This is a genomic window from Rhizobium sp. AB2/73 (assembly GCF_020871915.1).
GTDB lineage: Bacteria > Pseudomonadota > Alphaproteobacteria > Rhizobiales > Rhizobiaceae > Rhizobium > Rhizobium dioscoreae.
This window is the reverse complement of record NZ_CP067071.1, coordinates 1552490-1576050: the sequence shown is the minus strand read 5'-3', so window position 1 is coordinate 1576050 and position 23561 is coordinate 1552490. Positions and strand designations below refer to the sequence as shown.

Below are 23561 nucleotides of genomic sequence, written 5' to 3'. Positions count from 1 at the left end.
AACGGCATTATGGCTTTGCATCTCATTAAATTGTGCGTGGGCGCGGATTCGATCGAGGATCTGCGCGAATGGGTGTCCGAGCGGGCAATGAACGCCATTGCTGCTGGGCTCGAGCCGCATACAACCCACACGACGCGCATGGTGCCGAAACGGGTAGACGAGCTGTTGGACGGCGGTTCGCTTTATTGGGTGATCAAAGGGCAGGTGCAGGCGCGGCAGAAATTGCTTGGCATCGAGACCTTCACCGATGCTGATGGAATTCAGCGCTGCCGGCTTATTCTCGACCCGAGCGTTGTCGAGACGACAGGGCAGCCGAAGCGGCCATTTCAGGGCTGGCGGTACCTGCCGCAGGACGACGTGCCGCGCGATCTCGACAGTCTCGGCGCGGCAGCCGAATTGCCCGCCGATCTACGGCGGGAACTTTCCGAACTTGGGTTGCTTTAACGCAGTCGCATCATGATCGGCGCCCGGCCGGTCGGGGCGGTGATGTGCAGATGAATATGCGCTTCCGGCTGTGAATAACGCCAGGCGCGTGCGCCGTGGCAAAGCAGGATGCCGATCAGGTCTTTCGTCTTGTTGCGCGAACGCGAACGGCTGAGACCTAGGTCCGCCAGCCGCATCGCCGCCTCATGCAGCGGATGAAGAGCAAAGCCCTTCGGTTTCATCTTGCCCCCGCCGTCGAGCGAGAAACCGGGAAAGTTCTCGTTCATTGCCATTTCAAAACCCCGTACACGTTACAAACTCAGGGCCGGCCCGTTTGACATTCGGAACCGGAGGGTCGGGCGCAACAGAAGGCCCAACCAATCTTCAGATCATGCGGCGCGAAAACACCGGCCACATTCCTATTCCGTGCTCGCCCAGCACTTGATGCCGGCTCGCTTGAGCGCCTTGCAGGCATTCACCGCTTCGCTCTGATCTTCGAAACCACCAAAACGGGCGCGGTAACCGCCATCGAAGGCGACTGTATAGGGCTTTGCCGAACGCAGCGCCTTGCCGCCCTTCGTCTTAGCCGTATCAAGCAGGTCGGTTGCGCCATCCTTACTGGAGGAAATGCCGATCTGCACGACCCAGCCAGTCGGCCCGCGCTCGGCTTTGGCTGCTTTTGCAACCTTCTCTGTCTTTTCGGTCCGCTGCAGCTTCGCGAGTTTCGAATCGCTCCTGGAGGTTGATGCAGTCGTTACGGTATCGATCTCATCCCCATCGGCATCGTCCGACGATCCGGCGGAGGCCGTTTCGTCATAGGCCGGCCGCTTCACGGCCTCCGGTTTCGCCGAAAGCAGTGGATTGGAGGAGGAAGACTGCGGCGTTACCGCTGCGAAGGCCGCCGCACTGGAAGGGTTGGAATCGGCGACTTCGGCCGTTCCGCCATTCTTGATCTTTGCGCGGCTGATATCCGCCATGCGTGCGCTGGCTGCCTGCACATTGGGCGTTGCGGCCGGGACCTGCGCTATCACATTGGAATCAATATGTTTTGTCGATGCTTTAGGCAGATAGTCAGCGATCAGCTTGCGCATCTGGTTGTCACGGGCCGGCGTCGAAGCGCCGCCAAGGACGACACCAACGATGGAGCGACCATCGACTTTCACGGAGGTTGCGAGATTATAGCCGGCGGCACGCGTGTAACCAGTCTTGATGCCGTCGACGCCGCGCACCGAGCCAACCAGGCGATTGTGACCGAGGATCGTGCGATTGCCCAGCCGGAAGCTCGTTTCGGAGAAGAAACCGTAATATTCCGGGAAATGCTCGCGCAAGGCGATGCCAAGGCGAGCCTGATCGCGCGCCGTTGTCATCTGCGCTGTGTTCGGCAGGCCGTTCGGGTTGCGATAGGTCGTGCGCGTCATGCCGAGCGCCCGCGCCTTGTCGTTCATCATCCGGGCAAAGCCTTCCTCAGAACCGCCAAGCATTTCGCCAAGCGCCATTGCCGCGTCATTGGCAGACTTGGTGACGATGCCGAGGATCGCCTCGCGAACAGTCACGGAGCGGCCGGCGCCGATACCGAGCTTGGTCGGAGCCTGTGCTGCAGCGTTCTTCGAAAACACGACGGGGGTATCGAGGGTGATGCGGCCGGCTTCAAGCGCTTCGAAGGTCAGATAGACCGTCATCATCTTGGTCAGCGAGGCCGGATAGTGCAGCGTGTCGGCGTTTTCACTGTAGAGAACGTTGCCGGTATTGGCATCGATGACGATACCGGCATATTTCGGGCCCGCCGCGCTCGCGTCAATGACAGTCACCGTGACCGTCGCCGTTGCGATCGAAAAACCAAGAAGCGCTCTCGCCAGGATCTTACCGGTTTGAGACGACGAAACGGAAAGAATGGATCTGGACACTAAATCACTCTCTGCTTGCATTTACATTCTCGATTATCCGGCCGCCGCCTCCATGAACGGCCATTCCGTTCGACAGTAGAGGCTTAGCGTTACCAATCGGTTTATGATGAACAGTTGGTTTCAGGTTTCCGCGCCATTTTAGCGGCCGCCCACAGCTGTCGTCGCAGGCACGGCATTATCCACAAGACGCGTTTTGACGAAGTTCCGGACAGCGGCATCCATGGCGCGCCAGTCACCCAGCTGATTGCTGGAAAAGCGGTAGAGAACACTCAAGTCCTTACCGACCTTGATGTCTCTCTGGCAATCGCCGCTGGTTGCCAGCGTGGGCGATGAGGGCAGGAGACAGCGCACGACATAATCGGTCTCATCAGGCCGCGGCGCCGTCAGAAGGATTTCGTCATTGTAGCCGGCATCCGCACGAAGCCGATGCGCGGTCAGGCCGAAGGGGCCGGCATAGGCCGCCCCATCCAACAGTTGCGAATAGATCGGACCGAGCCGGCCGGACATGTCGTGGGACATCGTGCTCTGGCTGATTTGCAGGAAGATCAGTGAGGACGATTGCGAGATATCGTCGAAACGCATGCGATCGGCTTCGCTATAGCCCTGCATCTGCGGCCAGGTCAGATAGAGATCAACACGTTCAGCCATACCGTCCGAACGCTCGCTCGGAAAGCGAATGGTGTTTGCAGCCAGACGCATTGTGTCGTCGCCGATCGTGACAGAGATAGGCTTGGTATCCGTCGTATGCCCTGCAAGGGAAATTTTCTCACCAAACCAGTGTCCACCAACGGATATGGCTACGGTCAAGGCTGCCAGAACGGCGACACCGGCCGTGAGCCGATAGACAAAGCCGCTCGATATCAGCGGTCTTTCTTCGATCATTGCGGCGGATGACAGAGGAGGAGCCATACTCTTGCCTTCATTTCCTTCCGCTCAGGTCGCCATCATTGACGGCAAAGCCTCGCGGCGCCTGACTTTTTTGAGTCTCGTTGGAAATGATGATTGGCGCCACGATGGTTAACCGACGGTTAAATATGTGTCGCAAGCCATGCTAATGGCGCAGTTAAATTCTCCGGGTATTTTCAGTCTTAGCTTTGGGCCTACTCATCAAACGAAAAAGAGCCGTTCCCCGGGACAGTGGGAACGGCTCAGAGGCACCGGCCTGGACAGAAATCAGGGGACGAGACCGGGCCTCTGACTTTGACCATCGACGCTAGGTCGCCGATGATCCTGTATGAAGAACGCTTATTTCAAGCTGCCAACCGCGACGGCGCGGCCATCCTGGATCTTGACCCAGCGAGCCGGGTGATCGGCGGACTGGCGCTTGAGGAAGGTATATTCGGTCTCGGACCAGAGCTTCACCTTGTTGCGCATGTTATCGAGAATGAAATCGCCACGATCCGTGCGTACCGTCAGCACGGCATGGCCCTCGCCATTCGGCTGCAGCACGACGGTCATGAGCAGATCGGAAGGCGAGAAGCCGGCATCGATCAGCTGCTTGCGCTTCAGGAGCGCGAAATCTTCGCAGTCGCCGGCGGTGGTCGGGATCGCCCACTTTTCCTCGACGCCGTAAAGCTCCATATCGGTCATGGGCTTGATGGTCGTGTTGACCGTATAGTTGACTTTCAGGATCGTCTTCCAGCTATCTTCATTGAGGATCATCGGGCCTGCGTCGCCACCGGAATAGGCGCATTCGCGCGGATTTTCCTTGCAGAACTCGTAGTGGCCGATCGGAGGAGCAGCGTCGCCCGTTATCGTCATGTTGGCGGGTGCTGCCTGAGCCGCACCGAAGGAGCCAAGAGCGGAAAGCGCCAGAGCGGCAAGGCCGCGAAGTACGATTTGAAAGTTCATGTCCCTGTCCCTGTTTTATTGGGATCAGAATGACACGCGTGTTTTTATCTGACGCAAAATTACGCAGTTAAATTAATAGCTTAGTTGAATCAAATCTGGAGAAAATTCTCATAAAACACGCAGAAAACTTGATTCAAGTTCGCCGCAAATTTGATTAAAATTTGAGGAATTTTGGTATGAAGTGCAGCAAAGCGAGAGTTTGATATCCGGCTGTTTCGGAACGGTTTTCAACAATGAGGATCGTTAACGTCCGGGCGCAGATTTGGGCGGCAACCATGTTGTATCGATACAGAGCCCACCTCGCGACAGGCCTGCCGAATGCCGGAAATGACCGCAAGAACCTCGACCTGTCCCATTTTGGGAAAGCCGGCTCAAAAAATATTTTTGATATTATTGTCTGCCGTCGCGGCGAAGCCCGTCGGTTGTGCGAATGATCGCGGCAGCCATCTCCGCGACGGCCGGCGAGTGGGCGCCGTTCGCAACGACCACCAGTTCCGCCTCCGGCCATGCTTGCGACAATTCCCAGGCGGTTACCAGCGGCGCCTCGAGATCCATCCGGCCCTGGATCATCGTGCAGGGGATACCGGCGAGCCGATGGATGTCGCGCAGGATCTGCCGTTCCTCGAGCCAGCCCAGATGGTGGAAGTAGTGGGTGATGATCCGGGCACGGGCCGTCAGATAGCGAGGATCGGACCACCGAGACGGAAGGGTCCCGCGCGGATCGATCAGGATCGAGGCGCCCTCCCATTCGTGCCAGTCTCTTGCAGCTCTCACGTGGATTGCGGGATCTGGGTCAAGCAGGAGACGATAATAGGCAGCGACGAGATCACCGTCGCGATCCTCTTCATGCACGGCAGCGCGAAAGCGCGCCCATTGCTCCGGAAAGAACCGGCCAAGACCTTGATAGAGCCAATCGATTTCCGATTGTCTCGTCATGGTAATGCCTACGAGGAGCAAGCTTTCCACTCGTTGCGCATGGGTTTCGGCATAGACGAGCGCAAGTGTGCAGCCCCAGGAATTGCCGAATACGATCCAGCTTTCAACGCCGACGCGCAACCGCAATTGCTCGATATCGGCAATCGTATGCCATGTCGTATTGGCCGAGAGATCGATCTCCGGTTCCGACACATGCGGAAGGCTGCCACCGCAGCCTCGCTGGTCGAACTGAATGATTCGATAATAATGCGGGTCAAAATAACGTCGCGTTCCGGCCGAACTTCCTGACCCCGGACCGCCGTGCAGGATAAGGACAGGCCTGCCTTGGCGGTTGCCTGATTGCGTCCAATGAATCCGCTGGCCGTCACCGACCTCAAGCAGGCCTTCGTCAAAAGGAATTGTGTCCGGGTAAAGCATTTACCGTCACGCGTTGAGAAGAAGACAGGCATCGCTGTTTCGCGACGCCGCGTGACAGGAGGATGACAATATCAGAGAAATTCGCGCAAGGTCTCTCGCGACTGCAGCGAAAGGAATTCGATCGCCACGCCTTCCATGAAATGGCGAACGACGCGGCCACGCATATTGCCGAGGCGCACCGGCGTCCCGATCGTGGGGCGTATTTCGACATCGACCGCGGCACCCGAGAGCGAAAGGTCCATGATGCGGCAAGCATATTGCGTACCGTCATCGAGCGTAAGCTCGCAGCGGGTGTTGCGCGGCGTCAGGCGATCATGGCGGCGATCTTCCGGCAGGCCAAGTTCGTGCTTGTTGGCAAGCCAGGTCAATTGGGCGGCAAGCTTTTCGCGTTTCCGCTCGGTCGCATTGATCGACATGGTGAAACCGCGGCTATCGACGGCAACGACATTGCCTTCAACGCGGCCAAGGTGATCGATATAGGCGACAACGCGCTCGTCGGCGCGCGGACGTCCCAGGCAGGTGACATGAAGGTCGCCCGGCGACATCTCGGTGACCAGGCACTCGAACTCCTCGTAATTAGCCAGCATCAGGCGGCCCTGCATATTGATCGGAACCCGTTGAAAGGTCCGCTGATCATTGCGAACAGCATTGCCTGTCATTTGGTTGGGCCGCGTCGCATGGGCCGGCTGGAATGAGTGCATGAAGCGTCTTGAACCCTATTGCGTCTCTTCCAACTATTAGCCGTAACTCCTTAAAGTAAGGTTGTCTTTCCCAAGGCGTGGCTTAGAGATGATCGTCGATTTTGTTCCGAGCTGGGTCAATTCCAGCTCTCTCGCGCCCATTTTTTGCTTGAATTAACTTTCGACGCATCCATTCGCCCAGGCTGGTGCTTCCCTGATGCGGCAGAAGATCTGTCGGATCGGGATGCGGCGGCGCATTTACGAGCCGGACGGGGCGGTCGCGAAGCAGGCGGCTGCGGTCCAGCGCCAGAAATTCCAGGCGCTCATTGCCGAGCCATGTCGTGTAAACGGTGGGCGTGAGGCAGCCGAGCAGTCTGTCGCAAGTGTCGCTCGATGTGCGAACCGGCAGCAATATCAGTTCGAAGGTCATTCTGCGGCCACTGATGCAATATCCCGTCGCATGGATCGAGGCGGGAACCACGTGCCTCATCACGCCGGCGGCGATGTGCACCGGATCGTCCTGCTGACTGCCAGCCCAGAGCGCCGCGAATTTTTCGCCGCGAATCTCGCGCCCCATGAGGTTGCAGATCGCCGTACCGGCCAGACGGAAGCGGGGATTGTCGTCGGCCGTGTTTTCCAGGATGAACAGCTCGGGAAGAATATGTCCGATCGCAGATGGCTGTATCAAACTGCGCAAGGGGGCATCAGCGTTACCGCGTATATGCTCCCAATAGGTAAATATATCGATGCTCGTCTTTTGGCGCATAATGCGTCCGTGTCCCATTTCATTTCAAATACAAAGGCATTCATTGCCCTCGACTCCATTGTAGCGAATTCCATGCCAGAACCGGGTCATTAGGGTTAACGAGGAGTTTCGCTTGCTCCGCCCGATGGTCGGTGTAAGGCTTTGTTCATCACTTCACCAAGTGACCTCCAGCACGAATTTCCCGGGCGCCGGACGGACCAGCGTGGTCCAATCCGGAGAGGAGCATCCCGGCGCGCCGCCCCATACTGCGGGCGGCTTTTTTTTTGATTTTTGCTGCGGTATGTGTCGAAGACCTCTATTGATAAGCCGAGCAAGACATGGACGATGAACAGCTGCCGCGCCCAGAGCCGGAAAATCCGCGGCCGCAGCAGCATGTGCCCGCCTTCAATCTGCCTCCCGCGATTCTGGCGAGTCTTGCTGTTCTGATCGTCATCTTCGCGGTCATGAATCTGCCCTCGTGGTCGGACGATACGTTGAACTGGATTTATTTCGCATTCAGCTTCATCCCGGCCCGCTATGCTTTTCCCTTATCGCAACAGGGGCTGGAATGGCTTTGGACGCCGGTCACCTATTCGCTGCTGCATGGCGGGATCGAGCATATCGTCTTCAACAGTCTCTGGCTGATGGTCTTTGCCGCGCCCGTGGCGCGACGCATCGGTGCGCTGCGCTATGTGATTTTCTGGATTTTTTCGTCCGCCGCTTCCGCCTTCCTGCATGCGGCGCTCTATTGGGGAGATCAGACGCTTTTGATCGGTGCATCCGGGGTCGTCTCGGCGCTGATGGGGGCAGCTTGCCGCTTTGCGTTTCCGGCCATGGACGGTCGCAGAGTTTCCATGCGACAGGCGCATCTCAATCCGCGCCTCAGCATCTTGGAGTCGCTTCGAAGCCGTACCGTCGTCGCCTATATCGTCATGTGGGTCGCCGGTAATGCACTCGTCGCCTTCGGCATCAATCTTGCGGGCGACAGCTCGCAGCCGGTGGCTTGGGATGCTCATATTGGCGGATTTCTGTTCGGATTTCTGCTTTTTGCACCCTTCGACCGGCAGCCGCCCGTGGAAGCTCAGGAAGCTTTACCACTCGATGAATGAGCTGTTGCTTTCTTACTGACACAGGCGCACCATTGCTATCCGTCGATCGTGGGATGAGGAGATCGACCGACCGACGGGCGAGGCGCCGGTTTGAGCTCCGGGGGTAATTTCGGAACATATCGGACGCTTCAGATGTTCATCATGCTTTCGAGATGGGAGGATCGAATGTCAGTTTCCGTAAAGGCCATACTTGAAGCCAAGGGCCGCGACGTCGTGACGACGGGCGGTAATACGACCGTTGCCGAGGCCGCGAAGATTCTCAACGAGAATCGCATCGGCGCCATCGTGGTCGTCGGACCGGGCGGCAAGATTTCCGGCATCTTCACCGAGCGGGATGTGGTCAATGCCGTTGCCAAGCAGGGGCAGGAATGCCTCGACAAGCCGATCGCATCGATGATGACGGCCAAGGTGCATCGCTGCAAGGAAGATACGACGACCGATGAATTGATGGAACTGATGACGATGCGCCGCTTCCGTCATGTTCCCGTTGAGGAGAAAGGCAAGCTTTCCGGCATCATCTCCATCGGCGACGTCGTCAAATGGCGCATCCGCGAGATCGAACTCGAGGCCGAGCAGATCAAGGCCTATATCGCCGGGTAAGAAGCGGTTCGGCGTGACCGAAGCAATCGGCGCGGTGGATCGCCTGCGGTAAGCAACGGCCTGGATTCCGAGCAAAGCGCCGATTGCGCAGCGCTAGCGGAGCGTCTCCCCCAGCGGAGAGATTTACTGCGGTTTTTTCAAGGCTTAACGCGCGTAGGCTTCCTGCATGCGCCGGATTTCGGTCAATCTTGCCGATGCTTCCTCATAGCCGCGTTCTATTGCTTCGCCAGCACGATGAAATTCCGAAAGGCCGATATCGCTGAGGCGCGGATGCAACGCCAGATCGGGCGGATCGCCGGCAAGGCGCGCACGCGCAATTCTGTCCTGTATTATGTTGAAAGCCTGCACCATGACACCCGTCATGCCAAGTTTCATGGCAGGCGCATCCTCGCGGCGCAGCAGATCGCCATTGGGCGAGCCGACATTGTGCTTGACCACCGCGGACCGGCCATAGAGATCGTAGTGCAGGTTTACCGCAACCACCAACGTCTGTTCATAAGTTCGGCAGACCGAAACCGGCACCGGATTGACCAGGGCGCCATCGACCAGCGTACGGCCGTTGGAGCGCACCGGCTCGAAGATGCCGGGCAGGGCATATGATGCCCTGAGCGCAGTGATGAGAGAGCCGTTGGCAATCCAGACTTCATGGCCTGTGTTCAACTCCGACGCGACGGCGACGAAGGGACGGTCGAGATCTTCGATGGATAATCCTTCCAGATGTTCCTGCATGCGCTTGGTGAGCCGCATGCCGCCGAACAATCCGCTTCCACCGATGGTGAGGTCGAGCAGGCTGGCGATGCGCCGCATGGTCAGCGAACGCGCGAAGGCCTCGAGTTCGTCAAGCTTACCTGCAAGATAGCAGCCGCCGACGAGGGCGCCGATCGATGTGCCGGCAATCATGCCGACTGCAATGCCGGCTTCGTCAAGCGCGCGCAAAACACCGATATGCGCCCAGCCACGCGCAGCGCCACCGCCGAGCGCCAAGGCAATCTTCACTTTTTTAGGAGGGGCGGGAGGGAGAAGCGGGGTAGACGTATCCTGCGTAAGGCCTGAACCGGTCGAGCTCTGTCCGCCGATGTGACGATTCAACCCCCAATTCAGCATTTTTACGCCTCCTCCGAGGCTCCGTGTGCCTCGGCTAAAATACTGTCCCTTTTTCGTTTCCAAATCGTATACTGGTTGTAGCTTGTTGAAACACCATCACCGATAGGTCTACTGCTTGTAGACTTCTTCCGGATTGAAATGCAGGTGATCGTCGACCACGCTCAGCACCGGCTTCCCATCTTCGAGCTCAACTGTTCGATAGAAGCAGGAACGGCGGCCAGTATGGCACGTCGCATCATGTCCGGCGACCTCCACTTTCAGCCAAATTGCATCCTGATCGCAATCCGTTCGGATTTCCTTCACCGTCTGAAGGTTTCCGGAGGTTTCACCTTTTTTCCAGATCTTACCGCGCGAGCGGCTGAAATAATGCGCCGTGCCGGTCTTGATCGTCAGAGCGAGCGCCTCGGCGTTCATGTGCGCGACCATCAGCAATTCACTATCATGCGCATCCGTCACGATCGCGGTGATCAGGCCGCGATCGTCGAAACGGGGCGTGAAATCGCCTGCATCCTCCAACTCGGATTTATCTTCGGAAGGAGCATTGAAAATCAGGTTCATTTCCGGCTCTTTCGTTGAAGCCCGGTCAGCGACCCCGGACCAAGGACATGAAACGAGCCTGCTCGGCCGGATCGGCCTTGAAGGCACCCGTGAAGGTCATCGTCAGCGTCGAGGAACCCTGCTTCTTTATGCCGCGCATGGACATGCACATATGTTCGGCGTCGATCATCACGGCGACGCCGCGCGGACGCAGAGACTCGTCGATCGCATTGGCAATCTGGGCCGTCATGGCTTCCTGCGTCTGCAGGCGGCGCGCAAAAATATCGACGACACGGGCGATTTTCGACAGGCCGAGCACACGACCGCTCGGCAGATAGGCAACGTGTGCCTTGCCTATGATTGGCACCATATGATGTTCGCAATGCGAGTAGAACGGGACGTCGCGCTCAAGAACGATGTCGTCGTAGCCCGAGACTTCTTCGAAGGTGCGGCCGAGCACATCTTCAGGATTCAGCTCGTAGCCGCCGAACAGCTCGCGATAGGCCTTGGCAACGCGTGCGGGCGTATCGAGCAGGCCTTCGCGACGCGGATCATCGCCGGCCCAGCGAAGGAGAACGCGGATTGCGTCTTCAGCTTCCTGCTGCGACGGGCGTTCGAAATCAGTGACTTGCGGAAAGTTCTTTACAATGGCGTCCATTACCTGTGGTTCTCCTGATCCGCTGTGCGGATATCATCTTGTCGGACTCGCCACTGGCATTCCCCGAGGTGCGGAGATTTTGTACCTTTGGCGGGCTCCGGGGCGTTCTGGCTGGCGGACAAGCCTGCCGTCCTGCACGGTTTCCCATCAAACTTACAGAAGACCATTGCATTTCGATGGTCTTCGAACGACATACATATAGTATGGTATTGTCCCTGTGAAAGTGTCCTAAACGGACACGCTGTGTTTTTTGTTAAGAAACACCAACAGGTGCATCGGAGCAAAATCTGTTATGGACGACATCTACAACAGCAAAATCCTAGAGTTTGCCGGCAATATCGGCCGCATCGGCAGCCTTCCTGACGCCGATGCCAGTGCCCAGGCCCATTCCAGACTGTGCGGTTCTCGCGTAAAAATCTGGCTGAAAATGGACGGCGATGTGGTGACCGATTTTGCCCATGACGTCAAGGCCTGTGCGCTCGGCCAGGCGTCATCCTCGATCATGGCGCGCCATGTGGTCGGCGCTACTGCGGATGAAGTACGCAAGGCCCGGGAGGATATGCTCGCCATGCTCAAGGCCGACGGCGAGGGGCCTGACGGGCGTTTCGAAGATATGCGTTACTTGAAGCCAGTCAGGGATTACAAGGCGCGGCATGCCTCGACCATGCTGACATTCGATGCCGTTGTCGACGCGATCGGGCAGATCGAGGTGGCGCGTCAAGGCGGAAATGCCAAAACGGCTGAAGCCGTCTGAGCGGGCGCTGACCATGTGCCAATTCTGTCTCATGCAGGATGACGATGAAGACGAGGGCGGCGCGGCACCCTCCAAGCGCGCGCGGCGCGATGCATCACCAGGCGGCGACGTGGCAATGAACTCGCGTAATTATGCCGGACCTTTCCGCAAAACACCGGACCGGCTCCTCGGCATGGGCCTCATTCGCCTTTATCAACTGACGCTTTCAGGCTTCATCGGCAACTCCTGCCGCCATATCCCTACCTGCTCGGAATATGGCTATGAGGCGGTAGCGCGCCACGGACTTTGGGCTGGCGGCTGGATGACGTTGTTTCGCGTCGCCCGCTGCGGACCGGGAGGTACGCGCGGGCTCGATCCGGTGCCCAGCGAGCTGGAGAGCCGCTATCATTGGTGGACGCCCTGGCGCTATTTCCGCCTTGGGCAAAAGGCTGCCTGACCGTTGGCGGTCTATGTCGCGCTGCTCTACAGCATAGTCCTTGGCCCAGGCCGCAGAGTTATTATGTCCGATCTCAAGGCCATGGCGGAGAGTTTGGGCTTTCGCAATGCCCGAACGCTTGTTGCGACCGGCAATCTTGTTTTCGAAGCCGAGCCGCAGCCAATCGCATCGGTCGAGACACAGCTTGAGGCAGGTTTTGCTACGGCTTTCGGCAAGCATGTCGATATCATCGTCCGCGATGCCGATACATGGCTGAGGCTCGCCAACGGCAATCCCTTTCTCGACGGGATCGGCAGCGAGGTCATCGTTCGGGTGATGCGGCGGCCACTCGGACCCGAAATTCTCGATGTGCTCGCGAAATACCGGCAGGACGAGCGCATGGCTGTTGTCGATGGCGATTTATGGATCGATTTCGGCCTCAAGGCCAGCGAGACGAAAATGCTGCCGGCTTTGACGACAAAACGGCTTGGCATCGGAACGATGCGAAACTGGAACACCGTGCGCGGTTTGACCGAGATGATCGGCCGCTAACGCGGCTTTTCCTTTACTAGAATGCGAAATACAGCTATCAGGCGCGCGGACACAAGTAAGCATTTACTTAGTCCCTGACTTTTAAAACCACCCGCATTCGTTGGCGGGACTGGACAAGGAGAATATCGATGTCCCAATCCGTTTCCCTGACATTTCCCGATGATTCCGTGCGCAGTTTCGCTGCCGGCACGACCGGGCGCGATGTCGCCGAATCCATTTCCAAGTCGCTGGCCAAGAAGGCTGTCGCAATCGCTATCGACGGCACCGTGCGCGACCTTTCCGATCCGGTGACCGACGGCAGGATCGAGATCATTACCCGCTCGGACGCCCGCGCGCTGGAACTGATCCGCCATGACACTGCTCACGTTCTCGCCGAAGCCGTTCAGGAGCTCTGGCCGGGAACGCAGGTGACGATCGGCCCGGTCATCGAAAACGGCTTCTACTACGATTTCGCCAAGAACGAGCCGTTCACGCCCGATGATCTGCCTGTGATCGAAAAGCGGATGCGCGAGATCATCCAGCGCAACAAGCCGTTCACCAAGGAAATCTGGTCGCGCGAGAAGGCGAGGGAAGTCTTTGCCGCCAAGGGCGAAAACTACAAGGTGGAGCTGGTCGATGCGATCCCCGAAGGTCAGGATCTGAAGATCTATTACCAGGGTGACTGGTTCGACCTCTGCCGCGGTCCGCACATGGCTTCGACCGGCCAGATCGGCAACGCCTTCAAGCTGATGAAGGTCGCCGGCGCCTATTGGCGTGGGGACAGCAACAACCCCATGCTGACCCGCATCTATGGCACGGCATTCGCTGAACAGGCGGATCTCGACAATTATCTGCACATTCTCGCCGAAGCCGAAAAGCGCGACCATCGCCGTCTCGGCCGCGAAATGGACCTGTTCCATTTCCAGGAAGAAGGCCCTGGCGTCGTCTTCTGGCACGGCAAGGGCTGGCGCATGTTCCAGACGCTGGTGTCCTATATGCGCCGGCGACTGCAGGGCGACTATCAGGAAGTCAACGCGCCGCAGGTGCTCGACAAGTCGCTTTGGGAGACCTCGGGTCACTGGGGCTGGTATCGCGACAACATGTTCAAGGTCACCGTTGCCGGCGACGATACCGATGATGATCGCGTTTTCGCGCTGAAGCCGATGAACTGCCCGGGCCATATCCAGATCTTCAAGCATGGCTTGAAGTCTTACCGCGAACTACCGATCCGGCTTGCGGAATTCGGCGCCGTCCATCGCTACGAACCTTCGGGTGCGCTGCATGGCCTGATGCGCGTGCGCGGATTCACGCAGGACGATGCGCATATCTTCTGCACCGATGAGCAGATGGCTGCCGAGTGCCTGAAGATCAACGATCTCATCCTGTCGGTCTATGAGGACTTCGGCTTCAAGGAGATCGTGGTCAAGCTCTCGACCCGCCCGGAAAAACGCGTCGGCTCCGACGAACTCTGGGATCGCGCCGAAAGCGTAATGATGGACGTGCTGAAGACGATCGAGGCGCAGTCCGAAGGCCGCATCAAGACCGGCATTCTGCCGGGCGAGGGCGCTTTCTACGGTCCGAAGTTCGAATATACGCTCAAGGATGCCATCGGCCGTGAATGGCAGTGCGGCACGACGCAGGTCGACTTCAACCTGCCGGAGCGCTTCGGCGCCTTCTACATCGACCAGCACTCCGAAAAGACACAGCCGGTCATGATCCATCGCGCCATCTGCGGCTCGATGGAGCGCTTCCTCGGCATTCTGATCGAGAATTTTGCCGGCCATATGCCGCTCTGGGTTTCACCGCTGCAGGTCGTCGTGGCGACGATTACCTCGGAAGCCGATGCCTACGGCGAAGAAGTAGCGGAAGCGCTGCGCGACGCCGGCCTCGATGTCGATACCGACTTCCGCAACGAGAAGATCAACTACAAGATCCGCGAGCATTCGGTGACGAAGGTTCCGGTCATCATCGTCTGCGGCAAAAAGGAAGCCGAGGAACGATCGGTCAATATCCGCCGCCTCGGCAGCCAGTCGCAGACGTCCATGTCGCTCGACGAGGCAATCGCATCGCTTGCCCTCGAAGCAACGCCGCCGGACATTCTGCGCAAGCGCGAAGCACGGCGTGTCAAGGCGGCTTGACGCGTCTGCATCTGACGGCACCTTCAGGGTGTCGTCAGAGAACTGACATACGACTTTCATATGATTGATAAATCAACGCGTTGCTGTGGCTGCAGCATGTGACGCAACTGAGACCATAGGAGCGGGGCAGCCCGTCGCGCACTTGGAATTCAAAGAATTATCCTACGCCAATGAACGGGACACGCGGATCAAGCGCTGGTTCATCCGCTCCATCGAAGGACTTTCCGGCCGGGACCGTTACGCCCGGCTCTACGATATCTGGCGCACCGATATCGTCGGCAAGAGCGAGCGGGTTTTCGGCAAGATGCTCGATCTCATCGATGTGCGCCTGCTCATCAAAGGCGAATGGCCGCCGAATCAGATCCCCGAGGCGCCGATCGTCATCGTCGCCAATCACCCCTACGGCATCGGCGACGGCATCGCGGTGCTGGCGCTTGCCGAGCAATTGGGGCGCCCCTTCAAGGTCCTGATCAATAACGAATTGTTGAAAGTGCCCGAGATGCACGACTATTCGCTGCCGGTCTCCTTCGAGGAAACCAAGGAAGCGATGGCGATCAATATGAAGACCCGGCATGAGGCTGTTCGCCTCTTAAAGGAAGGCACAACGATCATCGTCTTTCCGGCCGGTGGCGTTGCAACCGCCAAGAAAGGTTTCGGCCGGGCGGAGGATCTGCCTTGGAAGATATTCCCGGCAAAACTCATCCAGGCCGCGCGTGCGAGCGTCATTCCGATCTATTTCGAAGGACAGAACGGCCGGCTGTTCCATCTGGCGAGCCGCATCTCGATGACTTTGCGGATCTCGCTGCTGATCCGTGAATTCCGGCGTCTCTCCGGCAGCACCATAACAGCGCATATCGGTGCCCCGAGGAGCTGGGAGGCCCTCAGCGAGGGCAGTGACCGCAAGGATCTGCTGACGAAGCTCTATGGAGCGGTCTTCTCCATGGCACCCCCTAGAAAGATGCTGCGGCGTAAGGCCGGGTGAGCGGAAAGAGTTTCGAACTTTTCATCACCGAACGGTGACTGCACTGATAGCGCTAGCCTGCGACCAAACGCGGGGCTCCGCTGTCAATCCATGCTATCGCCGTCGTCGCCACCGGCAGCAGGCGCCAATTGTTCATAGGTGGGCAGCGGTTGCTGGTTGGTCGTGGCCGGCGGCGTCTGGCTCTGGCGCATCGGCGGCATCTGGATCGGCAGCTGCCGGGCCGGCTGTTCGGTATCGGCATCCTGCGGCTGCTGCTGCTTCATCAGCACTTCCACATCTGTATTCATGCCGGCGGCGACCGTGAAATCGCGCTGATAGATCTTGTCCTTGTTGCGGGCGACTGCGGTATAGCGGCCTTCTGCAAGGACCATCGTCGGGAACGCGCTGACGCTTTCCCCGACGATATCGCCCGCAGATGTGAGGATCGACCAGGCCGTATCGGCGATCGCCTCGCCGCCTGCATCCGAGACCAGCTTGAAGGTGAGCTTTGCCGCTCTGTGCTGGATGGTTGCCTCCGTCACCTTGCCGGCTTCCACCTGAATATCGGCGCGGATGACGGCATTGACCTCGCCATATTCGGAAACGACGTGATAGGTGCCGGCACTGAGGCCAACCAGCGTGTTCGGCTTGACGTCGTCCATGACGAGGCCGCGTTCGCCGTCCTCCTTGGTCTCGCTCGAATAGATCGAGAAGCTCAGCTCGTTCGGAGGAATACGGACATCGGGGCCGGATACGGCATTCAAGACCATGCCGCCGGCGTCGAGAACCATCGTCTGCTTCTGGGTCTCGCCGCTTTCAGGCACGCTCAGTCGCTTGGTGACACCGGCGCGGCCGAAAGAGACATTGACGAAGTAATCGCCCGGCAAAAGGTGAAAGGAAGCCGAGCCTCCGCGCGAGCTGGCAACCAGCGGCAGTTTGCCGTCTGCTCCCGCTATCGGGCTGAAAACGTACCAGGCAAGGCCCTGCTGCTGGGGGCCGCTCTGGGGCGTGAGTTTGGCTTCGAGGGAAACGTCGCGCAATGTGCGCGCAGGCGAATTCTCGCCATTCGGGGCCACGAAAGCATTGAGCTTCGGCATCTTGACGCTGCCGTCGAGCTGCTTGAATTCCTTGAAGGCATCCTGTGCCGGGGCGGCGGTACTCATGCTCGCAAGCATTGCGAAAGCCGCGCTCAATCGGCGAGCGGATGAAATGCCTGACATGGATACCAACCGATTGACTTCCGATAAAACACACGCCACTTCAAAACCAATGCGGTGGCAAATTCAAGACCTCATCATACCACAAGCCAAAATGAAGGCAGTTGCTCAATGAAAACCGATATCAAGCTGGTCGACTATCTCGCGGTGCGGCGATCCATCCCTGCGTTCCAGATGTCGGAACCGGGACCGGGCAAGGCCGAAATCGAGGAGATTCTCCGGCTGGCCTCGCGTGTGCCGGATCACGGCAAGCTCGCGCCCTGGCGCTTTATCGTCTATCGCGGCGAGGAACGTGCTCGCATCGGTGAAGAGCTATTGAAGCTTGCGCTGGAAGCCAAGCCTGACCTGTCGGAGGAAATGATCCAGGTCGAGCGGACCCGCTTCACCCGAGCGCCCGTGGTGATTGCAGTCGTCAGTAAGGCGGCGCCGCATTTCAAGATTCCGGAGTGGGAGCAGCTGATGTCGGCCGGTGCGCTTTGCATGAACCTGCTGATTGCGGCCAATGCCCATGGTTGGGTCTCCAATTGGCTGACCGAATGGTTCGCCTTCGACGAGCGCGCCTATCCGCTGCTCGGCGTTCAGCCTGGCGAAAAGGTCGCCGGCTTCATCCATATCGGCTCGACAAGCTTCCCTCCGGTCGAACGCCCACGCCCGGAACTTGCCGAAACGGTAACATGGGTCGGCGGCGAGGACGCGTGATGTTTTATACGACGGATACCAATCGTCATGGGCTGGCGCATGATCCGTTCAAGGCGATCGTGGCGCCGCGGCCGATCGGCTGGATCGGCAGCAAGGGCAGGGATGGTTCGCTGAACCTCTCGCCCTATTCCTTCTTCAACGCCGTCAGCGATCGGCCGAAGTTGGTGATGTTTTCTTCCGCCGGTCGAAAGGACAGCGTGCGCAATGTCGAGGAAACCGGCGTCTTTACGGCCAACCTCGTCAGTCGCCATATCGTGGAGAAGATGAACCATTCTTCCGTTGCCGTTCCCTATGGCGTCAATGAATTCGAACTGGCCGGACTGACGGCGAAGCCGGGCGAGCTGATCGATGCCCCCTATGTTGCCGAAGCCTTTGCCGTGCTCGAATGCCGGGTAACTGAAATCCTGCAGCCCAAGGGTCTCAATGGCGAGGTATCGGAAAATATCATGGTCATCGGCCAGGTCGTCGGTATCCATATCGACGAGACGATCATTCGCGACGGCAGGCTGGACATGGCGCTGGCGCGTCCCGTCGCGCGCATGGGCTACATGGATTATAGCGAGGGCAGTGACGTCTTCGAGATGATCAGGCCAAAGGCGCCCTGATGGGCGCCACTCTTGCTGGTAGGCAAAAGGTTAATAAGCAAGGTAAACGTCCCGTAAACCTTTGCCCGATAACGTGAAGCATATGAATTTGCGGGGCAAGAATCGCCTCGTTGATATCGGGGCGTTACGTGATCATAGAAGCATTCCTTCGCTGGGCTGAGACCGCCAAGGCAGAAAGCAGGACCCGGGCGGCCAATGCACTCGGCAGGGCCTATCTGCAGTCGGAGATGCCGAAGGACGAGCGCGCGGCCGCCGAGATGGCGATGACCTATCTGCTCGACGATCCGTCTCCCCGCGTGCGGCTGGCGCTTGCCGAGGCGGTCGCGCATTCGGCCACCGCCCCGCGGAACGTTATCCTGTCTTTAGCCGAGGATCAGGCTGAAATCGCCGCGCAGATCATCCTGTTTTCGCCGGTGTTTACCGATGCCGACCTCGTCGATCTCGCATTGCGGGGTAGCGATGTGACGCGGGTGTTGATCGCGTCGCGCGGCGAGGTGCCACGTGCGGTCTGCGCTGCACTTGCCGAGATCGGCGGCGAGGCTGAAATTCTGTGTCTGCTCGAGAATGATGGCGCCTTGCTTTCGCAGGCCTCGCTCAAACGCATCGCCGAGCGCATGGGTGACTGCGCCGACATACGCGGACTGCTTCTTTCACGAGACATTTTGTCCTCAGATATTAGGCACCTGCTGATGCGCGAGGTCAGCCACGCGCTCTCGGAATCGCCTCTCGTCCAGAGTTTTATCGAGAGCTCCAGGCTACAGCAGGTTACGCGTGAAGCTACGCAATCAGCAACCGTTGCCATTGCAGGAACGGCCCAGCACGAGCAATTGCCTGATCTGGTCGAGCATCTAAGGCGGAGCGGCTGGCTAACGCCGGCATTCCTGATGCATGCGCTATGTTCCGGCAAGGTCGACTTCTTTGCCTGTGCGATTACCAATCTTTCCGGATGCGACGAATGGCGCGTGCGCTCGATCGTTTCCAGAGGCCGCGTCCATGCCTTGCGGGCGCTTTACGAAAGCGCCGGACTGCCTCGGGATATCAGCACGATCTTCGTCGAGGCGACGATGATTTGGCGCGAATCCTCCCGCAAGAACGGCAGCGCGATGCTGGGAGACGTTTCTTCGCGGCTGATGCGCAAGTTCCGCCTCGCGGAGCCAGCCTCCGCCGCTGCAACGCAGTTGCTCGACATGGTCGAGAAGCTTGTCAATGCCGAGAAGCGGCAGACCGCGCGGAGCTTCGCCGCACTGGCGACGCTCGCCGCCGCGTGATATCCAGCGGGCATTCTATCCCTTAGAGGTTCATCTTGTCACTGACGATTGCTATCGAATCCCCGCGTCAGGAGGGTGTTATCCGCCTTCTAGACATGTCGAGCGCCTATGCGGAATCGCTGTATCCGGCGGAGAGCAACCACATGCTCGATCTGTCTTCACTGGAGAAGGCCGAGGTGACCTTCTGGGTTGCCAGGGTAGAGGGCGCAATCGTCGGATGTTGCGCCTTAGTGGAAGCCGGTGATGGCACGGCGGAGATCAAGCGCATGTTCGTCGATCCTGCCGCCAGAGGCCAAAACGTCGCACGAAGGCTGATGGAAACGCTCGAAGCGGCAGCGCTGGAGAAAGGCCTTTCCGCGGTGCGGCTGGAAACCGGCATATATCAGCCGGAAGCGATCGGCCTATATCGGAAATTCGGATATTTCGAAATTCCCGCATTCGGCAGCTATCAGCCCGACCCGCTCAGCCTGTTCATGGAAAAACGGCTGGAACAAACCAGCTGAGCAATCAGCCTTCCGCAGCATCCCGAACATGCAGCTGCAGTTCGGGTTCCTGCGCGTGCTGTTCCTCGGTCAATTCAGCCTCACGAATCCACTCGCGCCAGATGGCAACGATGATGGCCATCAGCACCGGGCCGATGAAGAGCCCGAGGAAGCCCATGGTCTTTACGCCGCCCACCAGACCGAAGAAGGTTGGCAGGAAGGGCAGCTTGATCGGACCGCCGACAAGCTTGGGACGAAGCGTTTTATCGACAATAAAAAGCTCGATCGTGCCCCAGAGAAAGAGGGCGATACCCGCCCAAAGCGAGCCGCTGGCGACGAGATAGATCGACACAAGCGACATCGAAAGTGGAGCGCCGCCCGGCACGAGAGCCATCACGCCCGTCAGTACGCCGAGCGTGATTGCGGACGGAGCGCCGGCGATCCAGTAGGCCACGCCGAGGACGATGCCTTCGCCGATGGCGATCAGCGTCATGCCCATGACGGTCGAACTGATCGTCGCGGGTACGACCCGCGAAATCCGTTCCCAGCGATTTGGGAGAATCTTCTCGCCGAGCAAGTCGACCTGGCGAACGAAGGTCGCGCCGTCGCGATAGATGAAGAACAGCGCAATCAGCATGAAGAGCAAGGTCAGCACGACGTGGAATGCGCCACCACCGGCTGCAAGAACTGCTCTGTAGATATTGCCGATATGGGCGCCGCTCACCAACTGCGCCAGCTCACCGAGCGAGCCCGGGCTTCCGACATATTGCGTCCACTGGTCGCCGAACCAGGAGCCGACGACCGGCAAGGCGAGAATCCATTGCGGTGGCGGCGCACCCTCGCGATTCACATGGATCGCCCAGCTGAACCACTCGCGCACCTCACCAGCCATATAGATGGCGGATAGGACGATGGGCAGGACGAGGAAGGTGACGATGAATGCGATGGCGATAGTGGCGGCGAGCGTTGTATTGCCGCCGGTACGTCGCACGATATCGCTATAGAGCGGCCAAGTGGCGAAGCCGATCACCGCTGCGGCAAGGACCGGTACAAGAAAGCCATAAAAGAAATAAATACCGGCAATGGCAATCAAAATCAGCAGCCAGCGCGCTGCGGAAATGGATGGGATCAAAGGCATGCGCGCATGCGCACTCGGCCCCAGCCACCGGTGTTCCTTTGGCTTATGACGTTCAAATACACCCACCGGTCTTACTTCGCCCCTATTTACTAGATCATCCGGTTATGGGGTATGATCTAGGCCGTTTCAAGAGCAACGGCTTTAAGCTTCTTATTCAGCCGTCATGACAATAGCACGACTGTCCTGCGCGCCGTAATTAAGTTATCGAGAGGCGACGAAACATCCTGAACGCAGATGACTGAGTTTTTGCGTCCAAATGAAACTTTTATCGGAGCAGGATCAACAAATCCGTTTCGGCGGTTGGTCTGCCGGTCAGATATCGAGATCCTCGGCGAAGGCGGCCCGCTCCTGAATGAAGCGGAAGCGAGCATCGGCCTTGGTGCCCATCAGATTGTCGACGGCGTCGCGCGTTCCCTCGAAATCGACTTCGTCGATCTCAACGCGCAGCAGCGTGCGCTTGGCCGGATCCATCGTGGTCTCCTTGAGCTGGGCCGGCAACATTTCGCCCAGACCTTTGAAGCGGCTGATTTCAACCTTGCCTTTGCCCTTGAATTCCGTGGCCATCAGCTCCTGCCGGTGGGCGTCGTCGCGGGCATAAATGGATTTCGAGCCCTGCGTGATCTTGTAAAGCGGCGGGACGGCCAGGAAGAGGTGGCCCTGACGGATCAGCTCCGGCATCTCCTGATAGAAGAAGGTGATGAGCAGCGAGGCAATGTGGGCGCCGTCGACGTCGGCATCGGTCATGACGACGATGCGCTGATAGCGAAGGTCTTCCTCGCGATATTTGGTGCGCGTGCCGCAACCGAGCGCCTGCACGAGGTCGGCAATCTGCTGGTTGGCCGACAGTTTCTCGCGACCGGCGCTGGCGACGTTCAGGATCTTGCCGCGTAGCGGCAGGATTGCCTGATTGGTGCGATTTCGTGCCTGCTTGGCCGAACCACCTGCCGAATCGCCCTCCACGAGAAAGAGTTCGGCACCTTCGGCGGCACTTTGCGAACAGTCCGCCAGCTTGCCCGGAAGGCGCAGCTTACGCACGGCCGTCTTGCGGTTGACTTCCTTTTCCTTGCGCCGCCTTAGACGCTCCTCGGAGCGCTCGATCACCCATTCCAACAGCTTCTCGGCTTCGGCCGGATTGTCGGCAAGATAGTGATCGAAGGGGTCGCGCAGTGCGTTTTCGACGATGCGCTGGGCTTCGACGGTCGCGAGCTTGTCCTTCGTCTGGCCGACGAATTCAGGTTCGCGGATGAAGATCGACAACATGCCGACGCCCGAAATCATCACGTCATCCGTCGTGATATTGGCCGCACGCTTGTTTTGGGTGAGATCAGCGTAGTTCTTCAAGCCCTTGGTCAATGCGATGCGGAGGCCCGCTTCGTGCGTGCCGCCTTCCGGGGTCGGAATCGTATTGCAATAGGAATGGATCTGCGGGTCGCCGCCATACCAGGTGATCGCCCATTCGAGCGAGCCATGGCCGCTTTCCTTCTCAGACTTGCCGGCAAATATCTCGCGGGTAACGGTGAACTCGTTGCCCATCGTCGCCTTGAGATAATCCTTCAGGCCGCCGGGGAAGTGAAAGACCGCCTTTTCCGGAACATCGGCGCCTTCGGGTGCCAGTTCGGGGTCACAGCCCCAGCGGATTTCGACTCCGCCGAATAGATAGGCCTTGGAACGAGCCATCCGGAAGACGCGGGCCGGATCGAAGCGGGCGTGATCGCCGAAGATCTGCGGATCGGGATGGAAGCGGACACGGGTGCCGCGCCGATTATGCACATCGCCCAGTTCTTCCAGGCCGCCGACCGGCAGGCCGCGCGAGAAACGCTGGCGATAGAGCTTGCGGTTGCGGGCAACCTCGACTTCCAAGTCGTCCGACAGCGCATTGACGACCGATACGCCGACGCCGTGCAGACCACCCGAGGTCTCATAAGCCTTGCCGTCGAACTTACCGCCGGCATGCAGCTTTGTCATGATGACTTCGAGCGTCGATTTACCGGGCACCTGCGGATGATTTTCCACCGGAATGCCGCGGCCGTTATCCGTGACGGTGAGATAACCTTCCCGATCGAGATAGACCCCGATGAAATTGGCGTGGCCGGCCACAGCCTCGTCCATCGAGTTGTCGATGACCTCGGCGAAAAGGTGGTGCAGTGCCTTCTCGTCCGTGCCGCCGATATACATGCCGGGACGCATGCGGACGGGCTCGAGCCCCTCGAGAACTCGGATGGAACTCGCGCCATATTCCTCCGACGACTGGGTCGTCGGCGCCGCGCGCTGTGCGGTCGCAGGAGCCGGCTTTTCTGTCTTTGCGGCCGGCTTTTCCGCTGCCTCCGGCTTCGGAGAGCGGGGGAGTCCGGAGAAGAGATCGTTGCTATTGTCCATAGAATTTCAAGCT

25 protein-coding genes are annotated in these 23561 nt (G+C 58.8%); 12 read left to right on the top strand and 13 right to left on the bottom strand.

The genetic code is table 11. From position 1 onward, the window contains the following. Positions 1-9 precede the first annotated feature (9 nt). On the top strand, positions 10-444 hold the full coding sequence (locus tag I8E17_RS07920) for a DUF1489 family protein (RefSeq protein ID WP_069612244.1): 435 nt from the start codon (positions 10-12) through the stop codon (positions 442-444). Here I8E17_RS07920 and I8E17_RS07915 read toward each other — a convergent pair. The 7 genes from I8E17_RS07915 to I8E17_RS07885 form a co-directional block, all read right to left on the bottom strand. Beyond that, complete coding sequence (locus I8E17_RS07915; RefSeq protein ID WP_069612243.1) at positions 441-716, bottom strand: hypothetical protein; 276 nt, start codon at positions 714-716, stop codon at positions 441-443. The two genes, I8E17_RS07920 and I8E17_RS07915, sit on opposite strands and share 4 nt — an antisense overlap. 126 nt (positions 717-842) lie before the next feature. Then, complete coding sequence (locus tag I8E17_RS07910) at positions 843-2348, bottom strand: D-alanyl-D-alanine carboxypeptidase (protein WP_069612242.1); 1506 nt, start codon at positions 2346-2348, stop codon at positions 843-845. A gap of 117 nt (positions 2349-2465) precedes the next feature. Next, entirely contained in the window at positions 2466-3236 is a 771-nt protein-coding gene (locus I8E17_RS07905; RefSeq protein ID WP_069612241.1) for a hypothetical protein, read from the bottom strand. Between the two features lie 336 nt (positions 3237-3572). Next, on the bottom strand, positions 3573-4178 hold the full coding sequence (locus tag I8E17_RS07900) for a transglutaminase-like cysteine peptidase (protein WP_069612240.1): 606 nt from the start codon (positions 4176-4178) through the stop codon (positions 3573-3575). A gap of 390 nt (positions 4179-4568) precedes the next feature. Next, entirely contained in the window at positions 4569-5531 is a 963-nt protein-coding gene (gene pip, locus I8E17_RS07895) for a prolyl aminopeptidase (RefSeq protein ID WP_069612239.1), read from the bottom strand. Between the two features lie 71 nt (positions 5532-5602). Then, positions 5603-6232, bottom strand: a complete 630-nt coding sequence (locus I8E17_RS07890; protein ID WP_069612238.1) for a PilZ domain-containing protein — start codon at positions 6230-6232, stop codon at positions 5603-5605. An 82-nt stretch (positions 6233-6314) separates the two neighbouring features. Beyond that, positions 6315-6995: a PAS domain-containing protein gene (locus I8E17_RS07885; protein ID WP_113366611.1), complete on the bottom strand. Its 681-nt coding sequence runs from the start codon at positions 6993-6995 to the stop codon at positions 6315-6317. Positions 6996-7294: 299 nt separating this feature from the next. Between I8E17_RS07885 and I8E17_RS07880 the strand changes: the two genes are divergently transcribed. Next, entirely contained in the window at positions 7295-8065 is a 771-nt protein-coding gene (locus tag I8E17_RS07880) for a rhomboid family intramembrane serine protease (protein ID WP_069612236.1), read from the top strand. Between the two features lie 165 nt (positions 8066-8230). After that, entirely contained in the window at positions 8231-8665 is a 435-nt protein-coding gene (locus tag I8E17_RS07875; protein ID WP_015339966.1) for a CBS domain-containing protein, read from the top strand. Between the two features lie 144 nt (positions 8666-8809). On the opposite strand, the gene I8E17_RS07870 is transcribed toward I8E17_RS07875, so the two are convergent. The 3 genes from I8E17_RS07870 to folE form a co-directional block, all read right to left on the bottom strand. Continuing rightward, positions 8810-9769 (bottom strand): patatin-like phospholipase family protein, encoded by a 960-nt coding sequence (locus tag I8E17_RS07870; RefSeq protein ID WP_069612235.1) that lies wholly within the window; start codon positions 9767-9769, stop codon positions 8810-8812. Positions 9770-9877: 108 nt separating this feature from the next. Then, positions 9878-10327 carry a phosphoribosyl-AMP cyclohydrolase gene (gene hisI / locus I8E17_RS07865; RefSeq protein WP_069612234.1) on the bottom strand — a complete coding sequence of 150 codons (450 nt, stop codon included), beginning with the start codon at positions 10325-10327 and terminating at the stop codon, positions 9878-9880. Between the two features lie 25 nt (positions 10328-10352). After that, positions 10353-10964 (bottom strand): GTP cyclohydrolase I FolE, encoded by a 612-nt coding sequence (folE, locus tag I8E17_RS07860; protein WP_069612233.1) that lies wholly within the window; start codon positions 10962-10964, stop codon positions 10353-10355. A 292-nt stretch (positions 10965-11256) separates the two neighbouring features. Between folE and I8E17_RS07855 the strand changes: the two genes are divergently transcribed. The 5 genes from I8E17_RS07855 (at position 11257) to I8E17_RS07835 (ending at position 15784) form a co-directional block, all read left to right on the top strand. Continuing rightward, entirely contained in the window at positions 11257-11718 is a 462-nt protein-coding gene (locus tag I8E17_RS07855; protein ID WP_069612232.1) for an iron-sulfur cluster assembly scaffold protein, read from the top strand. Positions 11719-11731: 13 nt separating this feature from the next. Continuing rightward, a complete protein-coding gene (gene yidD, locus I8E17_RS07850) occupies positions 11732-12154 on the top strand; it encodes a membrane protein insertion efficiency factor YidD (protein ID WP_069612231.1) in 423 nt (140 codons plus the stop codon). Between the two features lie 3 nt (positions 12155-12157). Then, a complete protein-coding gene (locus I8E17_RS07845) occupies positions 12158-12685 on the top strand; it encodes a DUF1697 domain-containing protein (RefSeq protein ID WP_083258153.1) in 528 nt (175 codons plus the stop codon). Between the two features lie 128 nt (positions 12686-12813). After that, positions 12814-14802: a threonine--tRNA ligase gene (gene thrS / locus I8E17_RS07840; RefSeq protein WP_069612229.1), complete on the top strand. Its 1989-nt coding sequence runs from the start codon at positions 12814-12816 to the stop codon at positions 14800-14802. Between the two features lie 142 nt (positions 14803-14944). Beyond that, positions 14945-15784, top strand: a complete 840-nt coding sequence (locus tag I8E17_RS07835; protein ID WP_069612228.1) for a lysophospholipid acyltransferase family protein — start codon at positions 14945-14947, stop codon at positions 15782-15784. An 83-nt stretch (positions 15785-15867) separates the two neighbouring features. Here I8E17_RS07835 and I8E17_RS07830 read toward each other — a convergent pair whose 3' ends face one another. After that, positions 15868-16938: a hypothetical protein gene (locus tag I8E17_RS07830; RefSeq protein WP_113366761.1), complete on the bottom strand. Its 1071-nt coding sequence runs from the start codon at positions 16936-16938 to the stop codon at positions 15868-15870. 153 nt (positions 16939-17091) lie between these two features. Between I8E17_RS07830 and I8E17_RS07825 the strand changes: the two genes are divergently transcribed. The 4 genes from I8E17_RS07825 (at position 17092) to I8E17_RS07810 (ending at position 20055) form a co-directional block, all read left to right on the top strand. Continuing rightward, on the top strand, positions 17092-17679 hold the full coding sequence (locus tag I8E17_RS07825) for a nitroreductase (RefSeq protein WP_069612226.1): 588 nt from the start codon (positions 17092-17094) through the stop codon (positions 17677-17679). After that, a complete protein-coding gene (locus tag I8E17_RS07820) occupies positions 17679-18284 on the top strand; it encodes a flavin reductase family protein (protein WP_069612225.1) in 606 nt (201 codons plus the stop codon). The genes I8E17_RS07825 and I8E17_RS07820 overlap by 1 nt, the downstream gene beginning before the upstream one ends. A gap of 113 nt (positions 18285-18397) precedes the next feature. Then, a complete protein-coding gene (locus tag I8E17_RS07815) occupies positions 18398-19552 on the top strand; it encodes a DUF2336 domain-containing protein (RefSeq protein ID WP_069612303.1) in 1155 nt (384 codons plus the stop codon). A 35-nt stretch (positions 19553-19587) separates the two neighbouring features. After that, positions 19588-20055, top strand: coding sequence for a GNAT family N-acetyltransferase (locus I8E17_RS07810; RefSeq protein ID WP_176728003.1), 468 nt, complete (start codon positions 19588-19590; stop codon positions 20053-20055). A 4-nt stretch (positions 20056-20059) separates the two neighbouring features. Here I8E17_RS07810 and I8E17_RS07805 read toward each other — a convergent pair whose 3' ends face one another. Then, the gene (locus tag I8E17_RS07805; RefSeq protein WP_069612223.1) at positions 20060-21238 is read right to left on the bottom strand and encodes an AI-2E family transporter; all 1179 of its coding nucleotides are present in this window, start codon (positions 21236-21238) and stop codon (positions 20060-20062) included. A 246-nt stretch (positions 21239-21484) separates the two neighbouring features. Then, the gene (gene parE, locus I8E17_RS07800; RefSeq protein WP_113366760.1) at positions 21485-23548 is read right to left on the bottom strand and encodes a DNA topoisomerase IV subunit B; all 2064 of its coding nucleotides are present in this window, start codon (positions 23546-23548) and stop codon (positions 21485-21487) included. Between the last annotated feature and the right edge of the window lie 13 nt (positions 23549-23561).

Excerpts from the sequence above, each read along its gene's own strand:
- I8E17_RS07820 (WP_069612225.1), top strand. The coding sequence starts at position 17,679 with ATGTTTTATACGACGGATACCAATCGTCATGGGCTGGCGCATGATCCG.
- I8E17_RS07920 (WP_069612244.1), top strand. The coding sequence starts at position 10 with ATGGCTTTGCATCTCATTAAATTGTGCGTGGGCGCGGATTCGATCGAG.
- pip (WP_069612239.1), bottom strand. The coding sequence starts at position 5,531 with ATGCTTTACCCGGACACAATTCCTTTTGACGAAGGCCTGCTTGAGGTC.
- I8E17_RS07910 (WP_069612242.1), bottom strand. The coding sequence starts at position 2,348 with ATGCAAGCAGAGAGTGATTTAGTGTCCAGATCCATTCTTTCCGTTTCG.
- I8E17_RS07830 (WP_113366761.1), bottom strand. The coding sequence starts at position 16,938 with ATGCTTGCGAGCATGAGTACCGCCGCCCCGGCACAGGATGCCTTCAAG.
- I8E17_RS07900 (WP_069612240.1), bottom strand. The coding sequence starts at position 4,178 with ATGAACTTTCAAATCGTACTTCGCGGCCTTGCCGCTCTGGCGCTTTCC.
- I8E17_RS07855 (WP_069612232.1), top strand. The coding sequence starts at position 11,257 with ATGGACGACATCTACAACAGCAAAATCCTAGAGTTTGCCGGCAATATC.
- I8E17_RS07885 (WP_113366611.1), bottom strand. The coding sequence starts at position 6,995 with ATGGGACACGGACGCATTATGCGCCAAAAGACGAGCATCGATATATTT.
- yidD (WP_069612231.1), top strand. The coding sequence starts at position 11,732 with ATGTGCCAATTCTGTCTCATGCAGGATGACGATGAAGACGAGGGCGGC.
- I8E17_RS07825 (WP_069612226.1), top strand. The coding sequence starts at position 17,092 with ATGAAAACCGATATCAAGCTGGTCGACTATCTCGCGGTGCGGCGATCC.
- I8E17_RS07890 (WP_069612238.1), bottom strand. The coding sequence starts at position 6,232 with ATGCACTCATTCCAGCCGGCCCATGCGACGCGGCCCAACCAAATGACA.
- hisI (WP_069612234.1), bottom strand. The coding sequence starts at position 10,327 with ATGAACCTGATTTTCAATGCTCCTTCCGAAGATAAATCCGAGTTGGAG.
- thrS (WP_069612229.1), top strand. The coding sequence starts at position 12,814 with ATGTCCCAATCCGTTTCCCTGACATTTCCCGATGATTCCGTGCGCAGT.
- I8E17_RS07880 (WP_069612236.1), top strand. The coding sequence starts at position 7,295 with ATGGACGATGAACAGCTGCCGCGCCCAGAGCCGGAAAATCCGCGGCCG.
- I8E17_RS07875 (WP_015339966.1), top strand. The coding sequence starts at position 8,231 with ATGTCAGTTTCCGTAAAGGCCATACTTGAAGCCAAGGGCCGCGACGTC.
- I8E17_RS07905 (WP_069612241.1), bottom strand. The coding sequence starts at position 3,236 with ATGGCTCCTCCTCTGTCATCCGCCGCAATGATCGAAGAAAGACCGCTG.
- I8E17_RS07915 (WP_069612243.1), bottom strand. The coding sequence starts at position 716 with ATGGCAATGAACGAGAACTTTCCCGGTTTCTCGCTCGACGGCGGGGGC.
- I8E17_RS07870 (WP_069612235.1), bottom strand. The coding sequence starts at position 9,769 with ATGCTGAATTGGGGGTTGAATCGTCACATCGGCGGACAGAGCTCGACC.
- folE (WP_069612233.1), bottom strand. The coding sequence starts at position 10,964 with ATGGACGCCATTGTAAAGAACTTTCCGCAAGTCACTGATTTCGAACGC.
- parE (WP_113366760.1), bottom strand. The coding sequence starts at position 23,548 with ATGGACAATAGCAACGATCTCTTCTCCGGACTCCCCCGCTCTCCGAAG.